Below are 19,940 nucleotides of genomic sequence, written 5' to 3'. Positions count from 1 at the left end.
GCCCTGACCCTGCTGCCGGCCACCGCCGCCGAGGCCGCCCCGGCCGCCGCGCCGGCGCCCGTCGCCGCCCCCGCCGCGTCCGCCCCCGGCGGCAACGCGGCCATCCTGGGCATCGACTACGCGACCTGGCAGCGCGACGTGGCCGCCGTCGTCGACGCCGCCCGGCCCGCCATCGAGCAGCGGATCGCCGCCTCCCCCGCCGGGGAGAAGCCGGCCATCGTCCTCGACATCGACAACTCCTCGCTGGAGACGGACTTCCACTGGTTCTGGACGTTCCCGACCCCCGCGATCGACAAGGTCCGCGCGCTGACCCGGTACGCCAACGACCGCGGCGTCGCGATCTTCTTCGTCACCGCCCGCCCCGGCATCGTGTACTCCCTGACCGAGCGCAACCTGAAGGCGGTCGGCTACCCGGTCACCGGGCTGTACGTACGGGACCTGCCGGCCCTGTTCGAACAGGTCAGCGCCTACAAGACGGCCAAGCGCGCCGAGATCGAGGCACGCGGCTACACGATCATCGCCAACATCGGCAACAACGAGAGCGACCTCGTCGGCGGCCACGCCGAACGCACCGTCAAGCTGCCCGACTACGGCGGCAAGCTGTCCTGACCCGGGACCTGCGGGGGCCGGGTCAGCCCCCACAGCCCCCGCACGCGCCACCGCAGCCGGCCCCCGTGCCGGCTCCGTGGCCGTCCTTCTCCCAGTCGCCGCCACCGCCCTCGGCGGTGGCGAAGAAGAACGTGCCCAGCACAGTGATCACCAGGGGTACGGCGCCGATGGCGAGCATCCACCAGCCGAGGCGGTCCCGGACGCCCTGTAGGTCCGGGTCCATCAGGATCCAGCCCAGCGCCCCCCACACCACGAGGCCCGACAACACGGTGACCTTGACCCATGGTTCTTCCCCGTCCACGCCCCCACCGTCCCTTCCGTCGCATCCGGCGTGGAGGCGTTGTGCCCGGGACGCCGCGGCGGAACACCCTGCTCCGTCAGGCGGGACCGCGATCGCCCGCGATGGCGTTGACCGCCGCCCAGGAGAAGGCCATCGCCGGGCCGATGGTGGCGCCCGGACCGGGATAGGTCTCCCCCATCACCGCCGCCGAGCAGTTGCCGGAGGCGTACAGGCCCGGGATCGGGGTGGAGTCCTCGCGCAGCACCCGGCCGTCCCCGTCGGTGACCAGGCCGCCCTTGGTGCCGATGTCGCCCGGGTGCACGGGGACGGCGTGGAAGGGGCCCGTGTCGAGCGGCGCCAGGTTGGGGTTGGGCAGCGTCGGGTCGCCGTAGTAGCGGTCGTAGACGCTGTTCCCGCGCCCGAAGTCCTCGTCCGTGCCCCGCTCGGCGAAGCCGTTGAAGCGGCGGACCGCGTCGGGCAGGCCCGGTGCGGAGAGCTCCCTGGCCAGTTCCTCCAGGGTGGCGGCCTTCTTCAGGAAGCCGCTCTCCAGCCAGCGCTTGGGGAAGGGCTGCCCCGGGAGCAGGCCCGCGAAGAGGTAGCGGGCCTTGGAACGGGCGTCGAGGACCAGCCAGGACGGCACGGTCCGCGCCCCGGGCCGGTCGGCGGCGTACATCCGGTCGACGAACGCGTGGTACGGCAGCGCCTCGTTGGCGTAGCGCTCCCCCGCCCCGTTCACGATGACCATGCCGGGGATGCCCCGGTCGGCGACCAGGAAGAAGGGCCGTTCCCCCGGCGGGCACAGCGAGGGGGCGCCCCACACCCTGTCCATCAGGTCGGTGGCGGCCCCCAGTTCGCCGGCCAGGCGCAGCGCGTCGCCGGTCTGGCCCTCGGAGGCGTGCGTCCAGGCGGTGGAGGTCGGGGCGGGCAGGTGCTTCTCGCGCAGCGCCTGGTCGTGTGAGAAGCCGCCCGAGGCCAGCACCACACCGCCCCGGGCCGCCACCGCGACCTCGCGGCCCGCCCTGGTCACGCGTACCCCGGTCACCCGGCCGGAGGCGTCCGTGACCAGGCCGGTCAGCGGCGCCGACAGCCACAGGTCCCCGCCGAGCCGGTCCAGGGAGAGCCGCAGCCGGGCGACGAGCGCCTCGCCGAGGGAGAGCAGCCTGCGCCCGGTGGCCAGCGCCCCCAGGGCCCGCAGCCCGACCTTCACGGAGGTGCGGCGGCCCGCCCAGGTGCGGCCGGCCATGTTCAGGAAGCGGAAGTCGTACGAGGTCATGGTCAGCCCGTACGTGGGCAGGCCCGCCCGGCGCATGTCGCGGCCCAGCTCCCCCAGCCGCCTGAGGTCCACGATGCGCGGCTCCACGGAACGCCCCTGGGCCATGCCGCCCTGTTCCTCGGGGAAGTAGTCCGGGTAGCCCGGCGTGTACATGAAGCGGACCTCGGTGCGGTCGTGGAACTCCCGCACCATGCGCGGCCCGTGGATGAGGTAGGCGTCGGTGCGGGCGCGCGGGACCCGGTCGCCGACGGTGGCGTCGAGGTAGGCGCGCGCCTTGCCGGGAGTGTCGGCGGTGCCGGCCCGGTCGAGGTGGAGGTTGCCGGGGACCCAGACGGCTCCGCCGGACAGGGCGGTGGAGCCGCCGTACCTGTCGGTCTTCTCGACCACGAGGACGGTCAGGCCGCGCAGCCGGGCGGTGATCGCGGCGGCCAGTCCGGCCGCGCCGGAGCCGACCACCACCACGTCGTACTCGTACTCGTACTCGAACGGGTCGGTCATCCGAAGGCTCCGGTGGCGTAGTCGCTGCGGAAGTACAGCAGGGGCGATCCGCCCTCGCGGGCGGTGAGTTCGAGGATCCGGGCGGTGACGAGCCAGTGGTCGCCGGCCTCGTGGACGGTGTCGAGGGCGCAGTCGACGGTGGCCAGGGCGCCGGTGACGCGGACGGCCCCGTGCGCGGACCGCTCCCAGGCCACGCCCGCGAACTTGTCGCCGCCCCGGCGTCCGAGGGCCTCGCACACGGTGCGCTGCTCCTCGGCGAGGATGCTGACCCCGAACCGGCCGGCCGCCCGGACGGCGGGCCAGCTGGAGGAGCCCTTGCCGACGCAGAGCAGGACCAGCGGCGGGTCCAGGGAGAGGGAGGCGAAGGACTGGCAGGCCAGCCCCGCCGGGCGGCCGTCGTCCCCGACGGCCGCGACGACGGTGATGCCGGAGGCGAAGGTCCCCAGGACCCTGCGCAGCAGGGCGGGGTCCGCGGCGGGGTCCGTCGCGGGGGCCGCCGCCGGACCCGTCGCGGGGGCCGTCAGCCGTTCCACTGGTGGCCCCAGAAGCTGTCGGCGGTGATCTCCTTCGCGGTCCAGGTGGCGGGGTCGACGACGAGGCCGTCCCAGCCGTACTCGACCTGGAAGCCGCCGGGGGCCTGGGCGTAGAAGGAGACCATGTGGTCGTTGGAGTGGCGGCCGAGGGTGGAGGCGATGGGGACGCCCGCGCGGTTCATCCGGTCCAGGCAGTAGCCGACGTCGTCGAGCTTCTCCAGTTCGACCATGAAGTGGACGATGCCCGGCGCCAGCGCGCCGGGGTAGAGGCCCAGGCTGTGGTGGCGGCGGTTCGGGCTGAGGAAGCGCATCCAGTGGAAGTCCCTGCCGGGTGCGCCGGTGGGGACGGCGACGGGCGGCAGCCGCATGGAGTCGCGCAGCTGGAAGCCGAGGAGGTCCTCGTAGAAGGCGAGGGTGGCCTCGGTGCCGGGGGCGGGGAGGACGACGTGGCCCAGGCCCAGTTCGCCGGTGACGAAGCGGTTGCCGTACGGGGAGGCGAGCGGGGTGTGGTCCTGGGCCTGTCCCCAGTAGAGCTCCAGGGGGTTGCCGCTGGGGTCCTCGCAGTGGATCAGGCCCTGGACGCGGCGGTCGGCGAGGGTGGCGGCGTCGGCCTCTTTGACGGGGAAGCCGGCGGCCTCCAGTTCGGCGGCGGCCTCCTCCAGGGCGCGGGCGTTCGCGACCTCGAACCCGGCGGCGAGGAGGCGGTCCCGCTGTCCGGCGAGGAACCGGAGGCGGTGGACGCGGTCGTCGATGCGGACGTGGAGGTCCTCGGGGCTGCTGCCGGGGGCCTCGGTCATGCCGAGGAGGTCGAGGACGTAGGTGCGCCAGGCGGGGAGGTCGGTGGTCTCGATGCGCAGGTAGCCGAGTGCGCGGATGTCCATGGAAGGCCCCTTCAGTGGGAGAAGAAGTCGGTGGCGAGGCGGTTGAACTCGTCGGCGGCCTCGGTCTGGGCCCAGTGGCCGCAGTGGGGGAAGACGTGGAGGCGGGCGTCGGGGATGGCCTTGAGGGCGAGGAAGGCGCCGTCGACCGGGTTGACGCGGTCCTCGCGGCCCCAGGTCAGCAGGACGGGGCAGGTGATGCGGTGGGCTTCGCGCCAGAGCATGGTGTCCTCGGGCCAGCGGGCGAAGGAGGCGGCCATGCGGGCGTTGCCGAGCCGGGCCCCGGGTTCGGTGGCCCGGGCGAAGCGCTCCTCGACGAGGGCGTCGGTGACGAGGGCCGGGTCGTGGACGAGGGTGGTGAGGAAGGCGCGCATCCGCTCGCGGGTGGGCTCCGGGCCGGCGCTGAACTCGAAGAGCCGCTTGATGCCTTCGGTGGGGTCGGCGGAGAAGAGGTTGAGGGAGATCCCTCCGGGGCCCATCAGGAGGAGCCTGTCGACCCGGCCGGGGTGGTCGAGGGCGAGCCGGGTGGCGGTGCCGCCGCCGAGGGAGTTGCCGATGAAGTGGGCGCGTTCGATGCCGAGTTCGTCCATGAGGGCGACGGTCGCGAGGGCGCTGAAGCTGAAGTAGTCGCGGTCGGGTTCGGGTTTCGCGGAGCGGCCGTAGCAGGGCTGGTCGACGAGGAGGGTGCGGAAGCGGGTGGCGAAGTGGGGCAGGTTCCCGCCGAAGTTGGACCAGCCGGAGGCGCCGGGGCCGCCGCCGTGCAGCATGATCACGACGGGTGCGTCGGCGGGCCCGGCCTCGTGGAAGTGCAGCGCGAGCCCGGCGGCCTCGACGGTGCGCGAGGTGTTCTCGTAGGTCTCGTAGGTGGGGCTCACAGCATCGTGTCCTGGATGTCGAGGCCGAGGGCGCCCTGCCCGAAGAGGACGAGGGCGCGTTCGGGGTCGTTGGCGGCGTGGCCGCGGCCGGTGTGGATGTCGCGCCAGGCGCGCTGGACGGGGTTGGGGCCGGTGCGCAGGGCGCTGCCGCCGGCGTTCTCCATGAGGAGGTCGACGGCGCGGACGCAGCGTTCGGTGGCGAGGACCTGGTCGCGGCGGGCCCGGGTGCGCAGGGCGGTGGGCAGGGTTTCGCCGCGTTCGGCGAGGGCGTACAGGTCGGCGACGTTGCGCTGGAGCTGGATCCAGGAGGCGTCGATGTCGCTCGCGGCGCGGGCGATGCGGACCTGGGCGAAGGGGTCCTCGGCGACCTGCTGGCCGTAGGAGACGCGGAAGCGTTCGCGGGTGGCGGCGACGTGGTCCTCGTAGGCGCCTTCGGCGATGCCGACGATCGGGGTGGAGATGGTGGTGGTGAAGACGGCCGCGTACGGGAGGCGGTAGACCGGTTCGGGGTTGACCGCGTGGCCGGGGACGCTGAGGGCGGTGACGGGGCCGAAGCCGAGGGCGCGGTGCTCCGGTACGAAGACCTCCTCGACGGTGATGTCGTTGGAGCCGGAGCCGCGCAGGCCGACGGTGTCCCAGACGTCGTCGATCCGGTACTGGGAGCGGGGGAGCAGGAAGGTCCGCATGTCGACGGGCCGGCCGTCGGCGTCGGTGACGAGTCCGCCGAGCAGGGCCCAGTCGGCGTGGTCGCAGCCGGAGGAGAAGTGCCAGCGCCCGCTGAGGGTGAAGCCGCCGTCGACGGGGGTGACGGTGCCGGTGGGGGCGTAGGAGGAGCAGATGCGGGCGTCGCGGTCGGGGCCCCAGACCTCCTGCTGGGCGCGGGGGTCGTAGAGGGCGACGTGCCAGGGGTGGACCCCGACGACGGAGGAGACCCAGCCGGTGGAGCCGCAGGCCTTGGCGATCTCCTTGACGGCGGCGTAGAAGAGGCCGGGGTGCGCGGCGCGGCCGCCGTGGGCGCGGGGCTGGAGGAGGCGGAAGAAGCCGGTGTCCGCCAGTTCCTTGATGCTGGCGTCGGGGACCTTGCGGTGGGCCTCCGCCTCGGCGGCGCGGGCGCGCAGGGCCGGGGCGAGGGCGCGGACTGCGTCGAGGACGTCTTCGTCGCTCATGGTGTCCCTTCTCGGGTCTACGGCTTCGGGGTGCGGTGAACGTACGCCGGGGGGTGCGGGGGCGGAACGCGCCGTTCCCGCTGAATGGGAAGGCCGAACCGGACGATCAGAAGTATTACTGAAYGAAATACATCCGTCCGGGTCCTTCCCCGGGCCGGGAGCCGCGTGGCAGGGTCGCCCCAACGCCTCACGCAGGGGGTTTTCCCGTGTCGGACCAGGTCATGGGCACCATGGACACCGAGCCCGCGCCGCTGTCGCTGCTGGAGAAGGCCGCGCACGTGCTGGGCGCCTTCGAGGGCCCGGAGCCGCGGCTCTCGCTCACCGAGGTGGTGCGCCGCTCCGGGATCCCGCGCTCCTCCGCCCACCGGATCCTGGACCAGCTGGTGCGCTTGCGCTGGCTGGACCGGGAGGGGCGGGACTACCGGATGGGCATGCGGATGCTGGAGCTGGGCGGGCTCGCCTCGCACCACAACCGGCTGCGCCGCGCGGCCCTGCCGCTGCTGCACGCCCTGCACGAGCGGACCGGGCAGCTGGTGCACCTGTCGGTGCTGGACGGGGCGGAGGTGGTGTGCCTGGAGCGGATCGGCGGCTCGGAGGCCACCACCGTGCCCTCCCGGGTCGGCGGCCGGATGCCCGCGTACTCCACGGCCGCCGGCAAGGCGATCCTCGCCTTCGCCAGCCCGGACGGCGTCGAGCACGTCCTCGCGCAGGGCCTCCGCCCGCACACCGCCCGGACCCTGGTCCGGCCGCACGCCCTGCGCGCGGAGCTGGCCGCCACCCGCGAGCGCGGGATCGCCTTCGACCGGGAGGAGAGCTTCCGGGGCGTCTCCTGCGCGGCGGCACCGCTGCGGGGCTCCGGACGGGCGATCGCCGCCGTCTCGGTGTCCACCTGCCGCGGCGGCGAACGGGAACTGGCCCGGCTGGCCCCCGTGGTGGCGGCGTGCGCACGGGCCGTGTGGCGGGAGCTCTACGGGGCCGGGCGGGCCGCCCGGACGCCCTCCGCGCCCCCGCGGGACCTCGAACCGGCGGTGCCGGCGCGGGCGATGGACAACATGTTGGGCTGGCTGCGGTTCAGCGAGTGGATGTAGCGGGTAGTCATATCCCACCGCACGAGAAGGGCTCCGGGCCCGACCTCCCCGCCAGGAGGCCGGACCCGGAGCCTTCCTCATGCGCGTCCCCTACGCGTAGCCGATGCGCACCCGGCCGGTGAGCGGCAGCGCCTGGCAGGCCAGGACGTATCCGTCGGCCAGGTCGGCGTCGTCCAGGACCTCGTTGCGCGCCATCGTCACCCGGCCGTCCAGCACCCGGCAGCAGCAGGCGCTGCAGGCGCCCTCGCGACAGGAGTACGGGGCCGGGGCGCCCGCCGCGAGGAGCACGTCGAGCAGCGGGGTCCCGCGCCGCCAGGGCAGCCGGTACGTCCGCCCGTCCAGCTCCACCTCCGCCTCCGCGTCCGGCTCCTCCTCCGCGTCCGGCTCCGCGTCCGCCTCCGGCCCGGCCGGTGCCGCTCCCCCGACGGCCGGGACGGCGGGCGGCTGCGGGGCGGCGGGCGCGAAGACGTCGGCGCCGAGCGAGAAGTAGCGCTCGCGGTGGATCCGGCCGCCGGCCCCCGCCGCGCGCAGTGCGGTCTCGGCGGCGTCCATCAGCGGGCCGGGCCCGCACAGCCAGGCCTCCCGCCCGGCGTACGGGGCGAGCGGGGCCCCGAGTCCGGCGGCCGTCGGCAGCCCCTGGAGGGACTCCAGCCAGTGCAGGACGGTGAACCGCCCGGGGTGCTCCCCGGCCAGGTCCCGCAGCTCCTCCCGGAAGATCACCGAGTCGGGATCGCGGTTGGCGTACAGCAGCGCGACCGCGCCCCGCCCGGCCGCCAGCGCCGACTTCGCGAGGGAGAGCACGGGGGTGATCCCGCTGCCGCCCGCCACCAGCAGCAGGTCCCGGTCGAGCCCGCCGGGGCCGGGCGTGAACGTCCCGGCGGGCGGCAGCACCTCCAGGACGTCCCCGGGGGCCACCCCGTCGCAGACCCAGCCGGAGCCGAGCCCGCCGGGGACCCGCTTGACGGTGATGCGCATCGGCTCGCCGGTGTGCGGGGAGCTGGCCAGGGAGTAGCAGCGGGCCGCGCCGCCGGGGATCTTGACCGTGAGGAACTGCCCCGGCGCGTACGGGAGTTCCGCGTCCAGGACGAGGGAGACGGCCTCGGCGGTCTCCTGGATCCGTTCCCGGACGCGGACCAGCAGCCTGCCGGGGGCTCCGCCCCGGCCCGCAGCCGGGGCCGGGGCTTCGGGCGCCGCCGGGCGGGCCGTCGTAGCGGATCGGTGTTCAGGCATCGGCGGGCACCTCCAGGCGGCCCTCGCGGACGGCCGCCTCGATGCCCGCACGCAGCGCCGGGCAGGAGCGGACGCGGGCGCTGGGCCGTCCGGCGGCCGTGGCGGCGGCGATCCGCGGGCAGACGGCGGCGGCGTCCGCCGTCCACTGCACCTGGGTGTGGGCGGGGCTGAACTTCTCGCACAGCACCCGGTTGCCGCACTCCCCGCACTCGACGGGCGTCATCCGCCGGCTCCGGCGGCCCGGCGGGCCAGGTTCCCCTCGACCTCCGCCTCCCAGGCGGAGGTGGCGCGGGTGGTGTCGATCTCGAACTCGAAGCGGCGCACCATCTCCTCGCGGACGTCGGCGGCGTCCACGTAGAACTGTTCGTACCAGCGGCGGAGCTGGTAGACCGGGCCGTCCTCCTCGGTGAGGAGGGGGTTGTCGATGCGGGTCTTGTTCTTCCAGATCTCGACGTCCTGCTCGAAGCCGACGGCGAGGCCCTCGGCGGTCAGGCGGGCGGCGTCGGCGGCCTGCTCGTCGCTCATGCCGGGGAGCTTCCTGACGATCGCCCCGTACATGAGGACGAAGGAGTTCCCGTCGACGGGGTAGTGGCAGTTGATGAGGACGGATTCCATCTCCTGGCCGCCGCCGACGTCGCTCCACAGCCGGTCGATCATGTACGAGGGGCCGTAGTAGGAGGCGTCGGAGCGCAGTCCGCCCCCGGTGGAGAGGGTGCCGAGGTCCACGTCCGGGCGCGGGGTGGACTCCATGTACTGGGTGGCGACGTGTCCGTCGAAGACGTTCTTGAAGTAGCGCGGGAAGGCGTAGTGCACGTAGTAGAAGTGCGCCATGTCCACGACGTTGTCGACGATCTCGCGGCAGTGGGAGTTCTCCACGCGCAGCGCGTTCCAGCTCCAGTCGCTCCACTCGGCGCTGCCGAAGCCCTCGATCTCGGGGATGGTGACCCCGGGGGGCGGCGGGTTGCCCTCGGGGTCGTGCCAGACGTAGAGCTGGCCGTTGCGTTCCAGGGTGGTCCAGGCGCGGGTGCGGGCGCGCAGCGGGACGCGGCGGGCGTAGGGGACGGAGGCGCAGCGGCCGTCGCCGGACCAGCGCCAGTCGTGGAAGGGGCAGGCGACGGTGTCGCCCTTGACGGTGCCGTGGGCGAGGTTGCCGCCCATGTGGGGGCAGTAGGCGTTCAGGACGCGCAGGGTGGGGTCCTCGGCGCCCTGGAAGACGACCAGCCGGGTGCCGAAGGCCTCCACCTCGTGGGGGTTGCCGTCCTTGAAGGTGCGGGCGAGCCCGAGGCAGTGCCAGCCGCGCGCGAAGCGGGCCGGGACGGCGGCCGCCTCGATGACACGGGGTCCGTCCTCTGCCGAGGTCGTCGGGGTCATGGGTGGCCCTCCTCTTCTCTGGGGGTGAACGGTGCGGGGGACGGCGTACGGGGCCTGCGGGGCCTACGCGGTCCGGTGTTCGGCGGCGAGTTCGAGCGCGATGTCGATGAGCTGGTCCTCCTGGCCGCCGACCAGCCGGCGTTCGCCCGCGCGCAGCAGGATCCGGGCTCCGGAGACCCCGTAGCGCTCCGCCTGGCGCCAGGCGTGCTTCAGGAAGCTGGAGTAGACGCCGGCGTGGCCCATGAGCAGGGCCATCCGGTCGAGGCGGCACTCCTCGTCCATGACGGGCCGGACCACGTCCTCGGCGGCGTCGATGACGGCGAGGACGTCGATGCCGGTGCGGATGCCCATCTTCTGGCAGACGGCGGCGAGCGCCTCGACGGGCGTGTTGCCCGCGCCGGCGCCGAGCCGGCGGGTGGAGCCGTCGATCTGGAGGGCTCCGGCCCGTACGGCGGCGACCGAGTTGCCGACGCCGAGGCCGAGGTTCTCGTGCCCGTGGAAGCCGACCTGCGCGTCGTCGCCCAGCTCGGCGACCAGCGCCGCGACCCGGTCGGTGACCTGGTCCATCACCATGGCCCCGGCGGAGTCGACGACGTAGACGCACTGGCAGCCGGCGTCCGCCATGATCCGGGCCTGGCGGGCGAGGCCCTCGGGGCTCGTGGAGTGGGCCATCATCAGGAAGCCGACGGTCTCCAGGCCCATCTCGCGGGCCAGGCCGAAGTGCTGGACGGAGATGTCGGCCTCCGTGCAGTGGGTGGCGATCCGGCAGATCGTCCCGCCGCCCGCGTGGGCGGCGCGGATGTCGTCCTTGACGCCCAGGCCCGGCAGCATCAGGAAGGCGATCTTCGCGTTGCGCGCCGTGTCGGCGGCGGCCTTGATGAGTTCCTGCTCCGGGGTGGCGGAGAAGCCGTAGGTGAAGGAGGAGCCGCCGAGTCCGTCGCCGTGGGTGACCTCGATGACGGGGACCCCGGCCGCGTCGAGGGCGGCGACGACCGACCGTACGTCCCCGGCGGTGAACCGGTGGCCCTTGGCGTGCGAGCCGTCGCGCAGGGAGGAGTCGGTGATCCGKATGTCGAGGGTGTCGGAGTACGTCTTCACAGGTGGAGGCCCTTCGCGAACTCCTCGCCGACCTTGGTGGCGGCGGCGGTCATGATGTCGAGGTTCCCGGCGTAGGGCGGCAGGTAGTCGCCCGCGCCCTCCACCTCCAGGAAGACCGCCACCCGGGCGTGCCCGCCGGTCGCGGGCGAGGGGTCGTCGAACTGCGGCTCGGCGCGCAGCCGGTAGCCCGGCACGTACGCGGCGACGTCCTCGGCGACCTGCCGGACGGACGCGCTCACGGCCTCGCGGTCGGCGTCCTCGGGGATGGCGCAGAAGACGGTGTCGCGCATGACGACGGGCGGGTCGGCCGGGTTGAGGATGATGATCGCCTTGCCGCGGGCGGCGCCGCCGATCTCCTCGATGCCACGCGCGGTGGTACGGGTGAACTCGTCGATGTTGGCGCGGGTGCCGGGGCCGGCCGACACGGAGGCCACCGAGGCGACGATCTCCGCGTAGGCCACGGGGACCACCCGGGAGACGGCGTGGACCATGGGGATGGTGGCCTGACCGCCGCAGGTGATCATGTTGACGTTGGCCGCGTCGAGGTGGGCGGTGAGGTTCGCGGGCGGGACGACGGCCGGGCCGACGGCAGCGGGGGTCAGGTCGACGGCCCGGATGCCGAGTTCGGCGTAGCGCGGGGCGTTGGCCCGGTGCACGTACGCCGAGGTGGCCTCGAAGACCAGGTCGGGCAGCTCGTCGCGCTCCAGGAGCCGGTCGACGCCCTCGTGGGTGACGTCGAGCCCGGCCCGGCGGGCCCGCGCGAGGCCCTCGCTGTCCGGGTCGACGCCGACCATCCAGCAGGGTTCGATGTGCTCGGAGCGCAGCAGCTTGTAGAGCAGGTCGGTGCCGATGTTGCCGGAGCCGACGATGGCTGCGGTTGCTTTCTTCTTCACGTGCGCGTGCACCTCAGCAGAAGGAGAGGGAGACCGGGCCAAGCCCGGTGAAGTCGGCGGTGTAGGTCCGCCCGGCGGACACGTCCACGGCCCGGGTGCAGGACCCGGGCAGGATCAGGTGGCCCTTGCGCAGCGGGACGCCGAAGCGGGCGACGGTGCGGGCCAGCCAGGCGACGGCGGTCGCGGGATCGCCGAGGACGGCGTCGGAGCGGCCGGTGGCGAGGAGCCCGGAATTGGTGGTGAGGCGGGCCTCGACGGCCTTGAGGTCGAGCTCGCGGGGGTCGCGGCCCTCGCCGATGACGTAGCCGGCCGAGGAGGCGTTGTCCGCGATGGTGTCGGCGAGGGTGATCCGCCAGTCCGCGATGCGGCTGTCGATCAGTTCGAGGGCGGGGACGACGCGCTCTGTGGCGGCGAGCACGTCGGCCCCGGTACAGCCCTCCCCCGGCAGGTCGTCGCCGAGCACGAACCCGACCTCGACCTCGATGCGGGGCGCGCAGTAGGCGGCGACCGGGACGGGGGTGTCCGGGCGCAGCTCCATGGTGTCGAGGAGGTGCCCGTAGTCGGGCTCGTCGACGCCCATCATGGCCTGCATGACGGGGGACGACAGCCCGACCTTGTGGCCGGTGACGCGGGCGCCGCCGGCCAGGGACCGTTCGATGTTGATCAGCTGGATCCCGTACGCGTCCTCGGCGTCGATCCCCGCGAACAGCTCGGTCAGCGGCCGTACGGGGACCCGCTCGCGCTCCGCCGCGCGCAGCAGTGCGGCGGCCTCGCGCCGGAGCCGGTCGTCGAGCATGGGGGCCTCCCGGCTGCGGTGGTGTGTGGTGCCGCAGACGGTAGGCGCGGGGCGGGCGGGGGCGGGAGGCCGTTGTCCCGCTGAGCGGGAAAGCGGTTGGGGGCGGGGGTGGGGGTGGGGGTGGGGGTGGGGGTACGCACCGGAATCCGCCCCGCCGCCGCACCGTCTCGGTCATTTCCTCCGGCGGCGGCGAACCTGCCTTGCGGTCGTCGCCCGGTCGTGAGGAAATCACCGCGATTCCATCGACTCCCGGACAAGGAGCACGAGCATGCCTTCTCGGATGGGCGTGTTACGGCACGGAGTGATGCGGCGAGGGGCGGTGGCCCTGGCCGCCGCCGGACTCGCCCTGGCCGCTACGGCCGTCGCCGCCCCCGCCCAGGCGGCCGCCCCCGCCTGCGAGGGGACCAAGGTCGACACCCTGGACTACGCGACCGGCTACACCTACACCTACCTCTACTGCAGCTCCACCACGGGCCGGAACTGCGCCTACACGGTCCCCAAGAGCGGCAGCGGCACGGCCCAGCTGATGTTCGTCGGCCTGTCCCGCGCGAGCGACAACACGATCGTCTCGGACGGCGGCGACTACAAGTACCACGCCGGTCCCGTCTACCTGGACGCCCGTGGCACCTGTGTGCAGTTCAACGGGCAGGTCCGCTCGGTGTCCGCGAACTCGGACTGGGGCCACTGCGGCAACCTGAACGCGGTCGCGCGGTGAGCGCGGTCCGACGGCGCCGCGTCGCCTCGGCGGCGGGCGCGCTCGCGCTGACGGCCGCCGCGACCCTCGCGGCCACGGGAACGGCCCATGCGGCCGGGTACAACGGCAAGTGCGGCGCCGGGTACGCGCTCGTCGAGTCCGCCAACATCGGCTCGGTGGGCACGGTCCACCTCACGTGGAACCCCTCGACCGGCAAGAACTGCGTAGTGACGGTCCGCAACAACGCCGGCCCGGCGGTGTGGATGGAGGCGTGGGTGACCCGCCTGGCCACCGGGGGCGGCGGCGTCGACAACGGCTCCTACACCTCGTACGCGGGCCCGGTGTACATCGACGGCCGCAACACCTGTATCGCCTTCGGCGGCACGATCGGCACCGAGAGCGTCACCCGGGGCCCCGGGCACTGCAACTGAGCAACCGTGGGGTGGGCGGGGCCGCCCCCGCCCACCCCACGCACTACAGGGCCCCGACGAAGGCGGCGAAGGCATCCCGCCCGACGGTGAACACGGACCCCCCGGGGTTCTTCGAGTCCCGCACGGCGACGCGGCAGGGCTGGGGGGAGACCTCGACGCAGTCGCCGCCGGTGCCTCCGCTGCAGCTGGCTTTGACCCAGGTGGCGCTGCCGAGGGGGGCGCACTCGATGCACTCGCCGCCGGTATTTCCGCTGTAACTCGACTTACGCCACCGCGCCTTGGTCAGGTCCTGGCTCGTGCCCATAGCGTTCCTCCATTACGCGGATGATCAACGCAGCTGACTCCTCAACCGAAAGGGCAGCTGCCTGCAAGTGAGCGTAACGAAGGGCGGCTTCCTTGACCGTGTCAGGGTTGGCCGTCATGTGACCGGAGATCAAGTCCTCCGAGTAGACGATGTCCGGATCGTCATCGAATCGCATGGTGGTGAACGAACCGRTCAGACTCGCGTGCGCACCAGCGTCAAACGGGAGCACCTGAATCCGCACCCAACGCTTCTCAGCGAAGCCCAGCAGGCGCGTGAGCTGCTGGCGCATGACCGCGCGACCGCCGATCGGCCGAAACAGCACAGCTTCGTCCAGCACCACCCATGCCATGGGTGGATGCTCCCGAAGCAGGATCCGCTGACGTTCCAACCGAGCCGCCACCAGATCCTCAAGGCTGTCCGGCAACCCCGTAGCCAGCACCGCCCGCGCGTAATCTTCCGTCTGGAGCAGCCCGTGGACCATCTGCGCCTGGTAGGTGGAGATGTACGCCGCCCTCGCTTCCATCTCCGCGATGGGCTGGAACCAGGTGGGCAGCTGACTCCTCAGCACGAGCCCCACCAACCTGGAGAAGAGGCCACCCGTCCCCAGCGCAGCGTCAATCCGTTCGGAGAAATCCCTGGTCGGGACCTTCCGTGTCGTCTCGATCTGCCCGATCAGGGACCCCGTACAGAAGACGATGCCGCCCAGGTCCTCCTGCTTCAGCTTCGCCTCCTCGCGCAGGCGCCTCAGTTCGGAGCCGTAGTAGTCCAGCGGCGAGGCGCTGGGGTCGAGGTCGCGGATGTTGACCACGAGGCGGTCACCCCCAAGTTCGGTCGGTCTGTAGCCGAGCGTAACCACGCGACCGCGTACCGGTACCCGGAATCGGGCAATCCGCACAGCGGAGGGGGCGGGGCCCGTCGCACGTCGGTCCCGGCCCCTCCGCCGCGGGGGCTACGCCTTCGGCGTGGGGCAGGTCGCCCAGGCGAGGTGGTACAGGGTGTTCACGCTGGCGTCGGTGGAGTCCATCGCCATGAAGCTGGTGGCGGTGGGGCTGGACGTGCCCGGGTTGACCCGGAGTTCGGTGTTGATGTTGAAGTTCCGCTTCTCGCCGCAGGGGGCCCAGACGAGGTCGGCATACTCCGTCTTGTCGGTCGACTGCCAGTTGTCGTTGAACGGGCCGCTGAACGTGTGGGTCCGCTGGGCCGTCTGCGGCATGCCCTGGAAGTAGTAGCTGGCCCGTTCCACGCCGGTCGCGCCGGGCTGGAGGTAGCCGAAGCCGCGGTAGTCGGCCTGGACGATGGCGTAGGTGAAGCCGTTCGGCACGTGGACGCGCAGGTTGAGCTGGCAGTTCTTGCGGAAGGCCGTCGGCGGGGCGCCGGGCCCGATCTGGGCCGTGTACTCGCTGTAGGTGACGGTGAAGGCCGTGTTGTCGGGTGCGACGGCGACCTGGGCGGTGCCCTCGCGGCAGCCGGATCCGTTGACGGTGGCGAGTTCGATGACGATCTTGTCGGGCGGGACGGTGATGGACGCCTGGGCCTGGGCCGGGGCCCCGGTGGCGATCAGGGCGGCGGCCGCGCCGCCGACGAACAGGGTGCGGGACAGGGAATGCGACATCGTTGTCACTCCTTCTGCTTACGCGCAACGCGCTGTCAGGCGGCGGGACATTCCTTCCACTCGAAGTGGTAGACGGTGTTCACGCTCCCGTCCGTGGAGTCCATGCTCATGAAGCTCAGGGCCTGGGGGCTGGACGAGCCGGCGTACACGCGCAGCTCGGTGTTGACGTTGAGGTTGCGGGTCTCGCCGCAGGGGGCCCAGACCAGGTCGGTGTAGCCGGTCTGGTCGCTGGCCTGCCAGTTGTCCCCGTAGGGGCCGTTGAACTGGTGGGTGGTGCGGGCGGTCTGTGAGGCGCCCTGGAAGTAGTAGCCGGCGCGCTCCTGGCCGAAGGCCCCGCGCTGGAGGCTGGCGAAGCCGCGGTAGTCGGCGCGGGCGATGGCGTACGTGTAGCCCTGGGGTGCGTGGACCCGCAGGGCGAGCTGGCAGTTCTTGCGGAAGTCGGTGCCGCCGGAGCCGGCGCCGGTCTGGGCGAGGTAGTCGCTGTAGGTGACGGTGAAGGCGGTGTTGTCGGGGGCGGCGGCGACGCTGGTGGTTCCGGCGGGGCAGCCCGAGCCGTTGGCCCCGGCCACCTCCACGGTGACGCGTCCGGGCGGCACCGTAGGGGTGTCGGCCTGGGCGGGGGCGGGAGCGGCGACGGCCGCCAGGGCGATGGCGGCGGCCCCGAGGGTGAGTCTGCGAAGGCGCATGTCTGCTTCTCCGTCCGTAGGAGCGGGATTGGGCGTGGACATGCCATCACAGCCGGAGGGGTCCGGGAGGGACGCGTACCGGACAAGCGGCCCGGGGCCGGGCCCGGCCGCCGCCCCCTGGCCGGAACCCGCGAGTCCGCAGCCCCCCGCGACCGCACCCATCAGCCGCGCTCCCCCACCGCCCGGCCCGCCGCACCGCCCCGGCGGCACACAGGATGTCCCGAACCCCGGCCCGGCGATCCCGCCGGACCGGCCGCGCGCGTGTCCGTGCCGCACGCCTTCCCTGCCGAAAACCGGTGGAACGGAGCCCCTGCCCGCCCTTACCGTGCTGCCGGACCACATCGCCCAGGCAAGGACGGCCCGTTGTACACCGTGTGAGACCCCCCGAGTGCTGATTCGTAGCGCGTCGCGCCTGTTGCGACGCGCTGCTTCCTGCTGCGGTCTTCTCACTGAAAAACGGTGTACCCCTGTGCTCAACAACTGGGTCGTCATGCCCACATGCCTGCCGCTCGTCCTGCGCCGCTGCCACACGTGCGCGTCCGATCGCTTCCGGGCGAACGGAAAGTTCCGCGTCAACGCACACCACAAGCTCCTCGACGCCTGGCTCCTCGTGCTCTGCACCGGATGCGGGGAAACGGCGAAGCTCACGGTTCTGGAGCGGGCGAACGTACGCTCGGTCCGGCCCGGGCTGCTGGACCGGTTGCACGACAACGACCCCGGCCTGGCGGCCGAGCTGCTCCAGGATCCGGTCCTGCGGCGGCGCAATCGCATCGCCCTCGACTGGGACGGCGCCTGGCGCCTCGACACCGGCGGATCGGACCACCTGGACCGCGAGGTGATCGACGTGTCGGTCCGCTTCGCGGCACGGATCCCCGTCCGGCCGCTGCGGCTGATCGCCGAAGGCTGCGGCCTTTCGCGGGCGGAGACGGAGAGGCTGGCCGAGGAGGGCAAGCTCGTCTCGGCGGTCCGGCTGGGCGGCAGGCTCTCCGGCGACTTCACCTTCACGCTCAAGCGCTGAGTCCTCCCGGGWCTACCGGGGGTACCAGACGGCCCCGGCGAAGGCTCCGCCGAGGGTGGTGACGAGGGTGAGCAGGCGGTGCGGGACGTGCTCGACGGTCAGGTGGAGTCCCCGGATCCGGATCTCCAGGAACGGGCGCGGCGGGGTGTCCGCAGTGCGTAGGGTGCGCGACATGAGGTGGTTCTCCTTGTCCCTCGGGCCCGTTGGCGGGCCGTTGGGTCAAGAGAACGGTCCTGGCGTCATGTTGGCGACGCCGCAAGCCCGTATTGCGCGACGGCCCGCAAGTTGCGCGCCTCGCAAGAGGGGAAAGTGCATGTCAGAGCAGCCTTCGAGCCCGAGCGGGGCCCAGTCGTTGCAGAGGTTGGGTTCCCTGAAGGGGCTCAATCCCGAGGAGGCGGCGTTCGCGCAGCACCTGCGCGAACTGCGCGAGGACCTGGGGATGTCCTCCACGGAGATCGTGACGTGGCTCAAGGAGAACGAGCCCGGAGTGAAGGTGGACGCGAGCCGGCTCTCCCGCTTCCTGAGCGGTGCGAACCTGCCGCAGCCGCCCTTGTTGCCGGCCCTGCACCGGCTGCTGGCCGAACGCGGGGCCGTGGATCCCGAGCGGGTCAGGGAGGGGTGGAACCGCCTGTACGCCGCCGCGCAGACCAAGGGTCCGCTGATCGCGCGGGAGTACAAGGAGCAGGCCCTGCGGATCGCGCTGGAGGAGGAACGCGTGCGGACCGCGCAGGACCTCGCCGGGCTGCGCGAGGAGATCGCCCGCGAGCGGGAGCACCGGGAACGGCTCGAAGCGAGCCTCGCCGACGTCTTCGACCGGCCGGCCGGTGGCCACGAGGAGGTGCGGGGCCTGGAAGGGGAACTGGAAGGCGTCACGCGCCGGATCGAGGGGCTGGAGGACCTGGTGCAGCAGCACGAGGCCCTGCTCCGGCTCCAGCGCTCCGACGCCGAACGCGCAGGTCAGGCCCTGAAGGAGACCGCGGCCGAGATCGAGGTGTGGCGGGGAGCGGGAGCGACCCCTTGGACAGGAGACCCCGGGGACGTCGCACGGGCCGTCGTCGCGTTCCGCGACGAGGGAGAAGACGAGCAGGCCGACAGCCTGCTGGCCCTGGCGGCGCGGGACCTTCCGGTCGCGCTCCTCCCCGAGCTGTACGCGGCCTTCAGGAGTATGGGCCGCCCGATCGAGCCCACCCGCCTGAGCCGCAGCATCGGCACACAGCGCAAGGCCAAGGACATCGTCGAACTGACCGCCCCCACGGTGAAGGTCACCTTCGCGGACGGCGACAGAACTCTTGAGCAGCCTCCCCAGTGGGCGCACCAGGTACTCGTCGAGGCGGGCACGTGGGCACCTGCCCGGGAGCTCATCCTGCTGGCCAGGCTCCTGGGGGAGACCGACCGGTACGACGACAGGCGCCACCTGCTTCAGGGGTACAGGTCGCGCACCGAGGGCCGGGCCGAGATCGCCGCAGCGCCCGAATTCCGGGGCGCGTTCGCCCAGAGCACCCCCTCGGCGCCCAAGCCGGAGGGAAAACAGCCCAAGCGCCGCTGGTTCCGTACCTGAAGCGGTCGGCCCGCGCCGGAAATCGCGCTGCTCCAAGGCTGGTTGGCCCTTAGCATGGCCCACCATGTCGACCAACGAACGAATGATCGAGCTGGCTCTGGACCGGATCAGCACGGGCTACGTCTTCCCGGAGAAGGCCGCGCTCATCGCGACCGCGATCCGCAGCCGGCTCGCGGCGGGTGCGTACGAGGGGCTGGACGGCCCGGTGCTGTGCGAGACGGTGACGGCGCACCTCCAGGAGGCCTGTCCGGACAAGCACCTGCGGCTGCTCTGGACGGACGTTCCGCAGTCGCTGGAGCCGGCGGACGACGACGGCGGGCAGGCCGCCTTCCTCGCGCTGCTCCGGGCGGAGAACCACGGGATCGGCCGCGTCGAGCACCTGGAGGGGAACGTCGGGCTCATCGACCTCCGGCGCATCACGACCGCCGCCGAGGGCGCGGGCATGATCGGAGCGGCCATGCAGCTGGTCGCGCACAGCTCCGCGCTCGTCCTGGACCTGAGGGCGTGCAGCGGCGGGTCTGCCGAGGGGGCGGCGATGTGGTGCAGCTACTTCTTCCCCGACGACCAGGTGCACCTGAACGACATCTACGACCGGCGCACCGACACGACCCGCCAGTTCTGGACGACCGCCCACCTGCCCGCGCCGCGCTACGCGGGCCGCCCGGTGTACGTGCTCACGAGCGCGGCCACGTTCTCCGGGGGCGAGGACGTGGCGTACACCCTGCAGGCGCACGGACGGGCCACCGTCGTCGGCGGGACGACGCGGGGCGGCGCCCATCCGACGGAGCGCCACGCCGTGGCCGAGCACGTCCTGGTGACCGTGCCGACGAGCCGCGCGATCAGTACCGTCACCGGCACCAACTGGGAGGGCGTCGGGGTCGTTCCCGATGTCGAGGTCCCGGCGGAGCAGGCCCTCGACGTGGCGCTCAAGGCCGCGCTGCGGCGGGCGGAGGCGGACGCCGGGCCCCGCTGACCCGGGCCGCGCGGTGGGGCGGCCCGGCCGCCCCCGTCGGCTACTGCGCCCCGTACACCGCCCCCGGCGCCTGCGC

At 72.9% G+C, this 19,940-nt stretch carries 24 protein-coding genes; 7 read left to right on the top strand and 17 right to left on the bottom strand.

What is annotated here, in order from left to right; all coding sequences use genetic code 11:
* The first annotated feature begins 3 nt into the window (after window positions 1-3).
* Window positions 4-609: an HAD family acid phosphatase gene (locus AB4039_RS36605; protein ID WP_442272786.1), complete on the top strand. Its 606-nt coding sequence runs from the start codon at window positions 4-6 to the stop codon at window positions 607-609.
* A gap of 22 nt (window positions 610-631) precedes the next feature.
* Here AB4039_RS36605 and AB4039_RS36600 read toward each other — a convergent pair whose 3' ends face one another.
* From AB4039_RS36600 to hsaA, 6 genes are all read right to left on the bottom strand, one after another.
* Window positions 632-910 carry a hypothetical protein gene (locus AB4039_RS36600; RefSeq protein WP_266838472.1) on the bottom strand — a complete coding sequence of 93 codons (279 nt, stop codon included), beginning with the start codon at window positions 908-910 and terminating at the stop codon, window positions 632-634.
* A gap of 76 nt (window positions 911-986) precedes the next feature.
* On the bottom strand, window positions 987-2,660 hold the full coding sequence (locus AB4039_RS36595; protein ID WP_442272785.1) for an FAD-dependent oxidoreductase: 1,674 nt from the start codon (window positions 2,658-2,660) through the stop codon (window positions 987-989).
* Window positions 2,657-3,193: a flavin reductase family protein gene (locus AB4039_RS36590; RefSeq protein WP_442272784.1), complete on the bottom strand. Its 537-nt coding sequence runs from the start codon at window positions 3,191-3,193 to the stop codon at window positions 2,657-2,659. The genes AB4039_RS36595 and AB4039_RS36590 overlap by 4 nt, the downstream gene beginning before the upstream one ends.
* Entirely contained in the window at window positions 3,181-4,074 is an 894-nt protein-coding gene (locus AB4039_RS36585) for a VOC family protein (protein ID WP_266838475.1), read from the bottom strand. The genes AB4039_RS36590 and AB4039_RS36585 overlap by 13 nt, the downstream gene beginning before the upstream one ends.
* An 11-nt stretch (window positions 4,075-4,085) precedes the next feature.
* Window positions 4,086-4,946 (bottom strand): 4,5:9,10-diseco-3-hydroxy-5,9,17-trioxoandrosta-1(10),2-diene-4-oate hydrolase, encoded by an 861-nt coding sequence (gene hsaD / locus AB4039_RS36580; RefSeq protein WP_266838476.1) that lies wholly within the window; start codon window positions 4,944-4,946, stop codon window positions 4,086-4,088.
* A complete protein-coding gene (hsaA, locus tag AB4039_RS36575) occupies window positions 4,943-6,112 on the bottom strand; it encodes a 3-hydroxy-9,10-secoandrosta-1,3,5(10)-triene-9,17-dione monooxygenase oxygenase subunit (protein WP_266838477.1) in 1,170 nt (389 codons plus the stop codon). The genes hsaD and hsaA overlap by 4 nt, the downstream gene beginning before the upstream one ends.
* A 206-nt stretch (window positions 6,113-6,318) precedes the next feature.
* On the opposite strand from hsaA, the gene AB4039_RS36570 reads away from it, so the two are divergent.
* Entirely contained in the window at window positions 6,319-7,200 is an 882-nt protein-coding gene (locus AB4039_RS36570; RefSeq protein ID WP_266838478.1) for an IclR family transcriptional regulator, read from the top strand.
* Between the two features lie 90 nt (window positions 7,201-7,290).
* On the opposite strand, the gene AB4039_RS36565 is transcribed toward AB4039_RS36570, so the two are convergent.
* The 6 genes from AB4039_RS36565 to AB4039_RS36540 all read right to left on the bottom strand — a co-directional run bounded on the left by AB4039_RS36565 (window position 7,291) and on the right by AB4039_RS36540 (window position 12,588).
* Window positions 7,291-8,430: a ferredoxin--NADP reductase gene (locus tag AB4039_RS36565; RefSeq protein ID WP_266838479.1), complete on the bottom strand. Its 1,140-nt coding sequence runs from the start codon at window positions 8,428-8,430 to the stop codon at window positions 7,291-7,293.
* On the bottom strand, window positions 8,423-8,653 hold the full coding sequence (locus tag AB4039_RS36560) for a hypothetical protein (RefSeq protein ID WP_266838480.1): 231 nt from the start codon (window positions 8,651-8,653) through the stop codon (window positions 8,423-8,425). Before AB4039_RS36560 ends, AB4039_RS36565 begins: the two co-directional genes overlap by 8 nt.
* Window positions 8,650-9,801: a Rieske 2Fe-2S domain-containing protein gene (locus AB4039_RS36555; protein WP_442272783.1), complete on the bottom strand. Its 1,152-nt coding sequence runs from the start codon at window positions 9,799-9,801 to the stop codon at window positions 8,650-8,652. The genes AB4039_RS36560 and AB4039_RS36555 overlap by 4 nt, the downstream gene beginning before the upstream one ends.
* Before the next feature lie 63 nt (window positions 9,802-9,864).
* A complete protein-coding gene (gene dmpG, locus AB4039_RS36550; protein WP_266838482.1) occupies window positions 9,865-10,899 on the bottom strand; it encodes a 4-hydroxy-2-oxovalerate aldolase in 1,035 nt (344 codons plus the stop codon).
* A complete protein-coding gene (locus tag AB4039_RS36545; protein WP_266838483.1) occupies window positions 10,896-11,792 on the bottom strand; it encodes an acetaldehyde dehydrogenase (acetylating) in 897 nt (298 codons plus the stop codon). Before AB4039_RS36545 ends, dmpG begins: the two co-directional genes overlap by 4 nt.
* Before the next feature lie 13 nt (window positions 11,793-11,805).
* Window positions 11,806-12,588: a 2-keto-4-pentenoate hydratase gene (locus tag AB4039_RS36540; protein ID WP_266838484.1), complete on the bottom strand. Its 783-nt coding sequence runs from the start codon at window positions 12,586-12,588 to the stop codon at window positions 11,806-11,808.
* Window positions 12,589-12,856: 268 nt separating this feature from the next.
* Here AB4039_RS36540 and AB4039_RS36535 point away from each other — a divergent pair, with 268 nt between their 5' ends.
* On the top strand, window positions 12,857-13,303 hold the full coding sequence (locus AB4039_RS36535) for a spore-associated protein A (protein WP_266838485.1): 447 nt from the start codon (window positions 12,857-12,859) through the stop codon (window positions 13,301-13,303).
* Window positions 13,300-13,713, top strand: coding sequence for a spore-associated protein A (locus AB4039_RS36530; protein ID WP_266838486.1), 414 nt, complete (start codon window positions 13,300-13,302; stop codon window positions 13,711-13,713). Before AB4039_RS36535 ends, AB4039_RS36530 begins: the two co-directional genes overlap by 4 nt.
* A gap of 43 nt (window positions 13,714-13,756) precedes the next feature.
* Here the strand turns inward: AB4039_RS36530 and AB4039_RS36525 are convergent, their stop codons facing one another.
* The 4 genes from AB4039_RS36525 to AB4039_RS36510 form a co-directional block, all read right to left on the bottom strand.
* Entirely contained in the window at window positions 13,757-14,017 is a 261-nt protein-coding gene (locus AB4039_RS36525) for a DUF397 domain-containing protein (RefSeq protein ID WP_442272782.1), read from the bottom strand.
* Window positions 13,977-14,825, bottom strand: a complete 849-nt coding sequence (locus AB4039_RS36520) for a helix-turn-helix domain-containing protein (RefSeq protein ID WP_442272781.1) — start codon at window positions 14,823-14,825, stop codon at window positions 13,977-13,979. The genes AB4039_RS36525 and AB4039_RS36520 overlap by 41 nt, the downstream gene beginning before the upstream one ends.
* Window positions 14,826-14,966: 141 nt before the next feature.
* Window positions 14,967-15,629, bottom strand: a complete 663-nt coding sequence (locus AB4039_RS36515; RefSeq protein WP_442272780.1) for a DUF4360 domain-containing protein — start codon at window positions 15,627-15,629, stop codon at window positions 14,967-14,969.
* Between the two features lie 35 nt (window positions 15,630-15,664).
* On the bottom strand, window positions 15,665-16,315 hold the full coding sequence (locus AB4039_RS36510; protein ID WP_266838489.1) for a DUF4360 domain-containing protein: 651 nt from the start codon (window positions 16,313-16,315) through the stop codon (window positions 15,665-15,667).
* A gap of 469 nt (window positions 16,316-16,784) precedes the next feature.
* On the opposite strand from AB4039_RS36510, the gene AB4039_RS36505 reads away from it, so the two are divergent.
* On the top strand, window positions 16,785-17,333 hold the full coding sequence (locus AB4039_RS36505) for a DUF1062 domain-containing protein (protein ID WP_442272779.1): 549 nt from the start codon (window positions 16,785-16,787) through the stop codon (window positions 17,331-17,333).
* 12 nt (window positions 17,334-17,345) lie between these two features.
* Here AB4039_RS36505 and AB4039_RS36500 read toward each other — a convergent pair whose 3' ends face one another.
* A complete protein-coding gene (locus tag AB4039_RS36500) occupies window positions 17,346-17,507 on the bottom strand; it encodes a hypothetical protein (protein ID WP_266838491.1) in 162 nt (53 codons plus the stop codon).
* Between the two features lie 139 nt (window positions 17,508-17,646).
* On the opposite strand from AB4039_RS36500, the gene AB4039_RS36495 reads away from it, so the two are divergent.
* A complete protein-coding gene (locus AB4039_RS36495) occupies window positions 17,647-18,891 on the top strand; it encodes a hypothetical protein (protein ID WP_266838492.1) in 1,245 nt (414 codons plus the stop codon).
* 64 nt (window positions 18,892-18,955) lie between these two features.
* Window positions 18,956-19,864 carry a S41 family peptidase gene (locus AB4039_RS36490; RefSeq protein WP_266838493.1) on the top strand — a complete coding sequence of 303 codons (909 nt, stop codon included), beginning with the start codon at window positions 18,956-18,958 and terminating at the stop codon, window positions 19,862-19,864.
* Window positions 19,865-19,940: the final 76 nt, after the last annotated feature.

Source organism: Streptomyces sp. M-16 (assembly GCF_052114405.1).
Lineage (GTDB): Bacteria > Actinomycetota > Actinomycetes > Streptomycetales > Streptomycetaceae > Streptomyces.
This window is presented reverse-complemented; position numbering and strand designations above follow the sequence as displayed.

Bases quoted from the DNA above. Each gene is read 5' to 3' on its own strand.
- AB4039_RS36495 (WP_266838492.1), top strand. From the start codon at position 17,647: ATGTCAGAGCAGCCTTCGAGCCCGAGCGGGGCCCAGTCGTTGCAGAGG.
- AB4039_RS36500 (WP_266838491.1), bottom strand. From the start codon at position 17,507: ATGTCGCGCACCCTACGCACTGCGGACACCCCGCCGCGCCCGTTCCTG.
- AB4039_RS36560 (WP_266838480.1), bottom strand. From the start codon at position 8,653: ATGACGCCCGTCGAGTGCGGGGAGTGCGGCAACCGGGTGCTGTGCGAG.
- AB4039_RS36510 (WP_266838489.1), bottom strand. From the start codon at position 16,315: ATGCGCCTTCGCAGACTCACCCTCGGGGCCGCCGCCATCGCCCTGGCG.
- AB4039_RS36565 (WP_266838479.1), bottom strand. From the start codon at position 8,430: ATGCCTGAACACCGATCCGCTACGACGGCCCGCCCGGCGGCGCCCGAA.
- AB4039_RS36490 (WP_266838493.1), top strand. From the start codon at position 18,956: ATGTCGACCAACGAACGAATGATCGAGCTGGCTCTGGACCGGATCAGC.
- AB4039_RS36595 (WP_442272785.1), bottom strand. From the start codon at position 2,660: ATGACCGACCCGTTCGAGTACGAGTACGAGTACGACGTGGTGGTGGTC.
- AB4039_RS36525 (WP_442272782.1), bottom strand. From the start codon at position 14,017: ATGGGCACGAGCCAGGACCTGACCAAGGCGCGGTGGCGTAAGTCGAGT.
- AB4039_RS36585 (WP_266838475.1), bottom strand. From the start codon at position 4,074: ATGGACATCCGCGCACTCGGCTACCTGCGCATCGAGACCACCGACCTC.
- hsaA (WP_266838477.1), bottom strand. From the start codon at position 6,112: ATGAGCGACGAAGACGTCCTCGACGCAGTCCGCGCCCTCGCCCCGGCC.
- AB4039_RS36535 (WP_266838485.1), top strand. From the start codon at position 12,857: ATGCCTTCTCGGATGGGCGTGTTACGGCACGGAGTGATGCGGCGAGGG.
- AB4039_RS36555 (WP_442272783.1), bottom strand. From the start codon at position 9,801: ATGACCCCGACGACCTCGGCAGAGGACGGACCCCGTGTCATCGAGGCG.
- AB4039_RS36540 (WP_266838484.1), bottom strand. From the start codon at position 12,588: ATGCTCGACGACCGGCTCCGGCGCGAGGCCGCCGCACTGCTGCGCGCG.
- AB4039_RS36515 (WP_442272780.1), bottom strand. From the start codon at position 15,629: ATGTCGCATTCCCTGTCCCGCACCCTGTTCGTCGGCGGCGCGGCCGCC.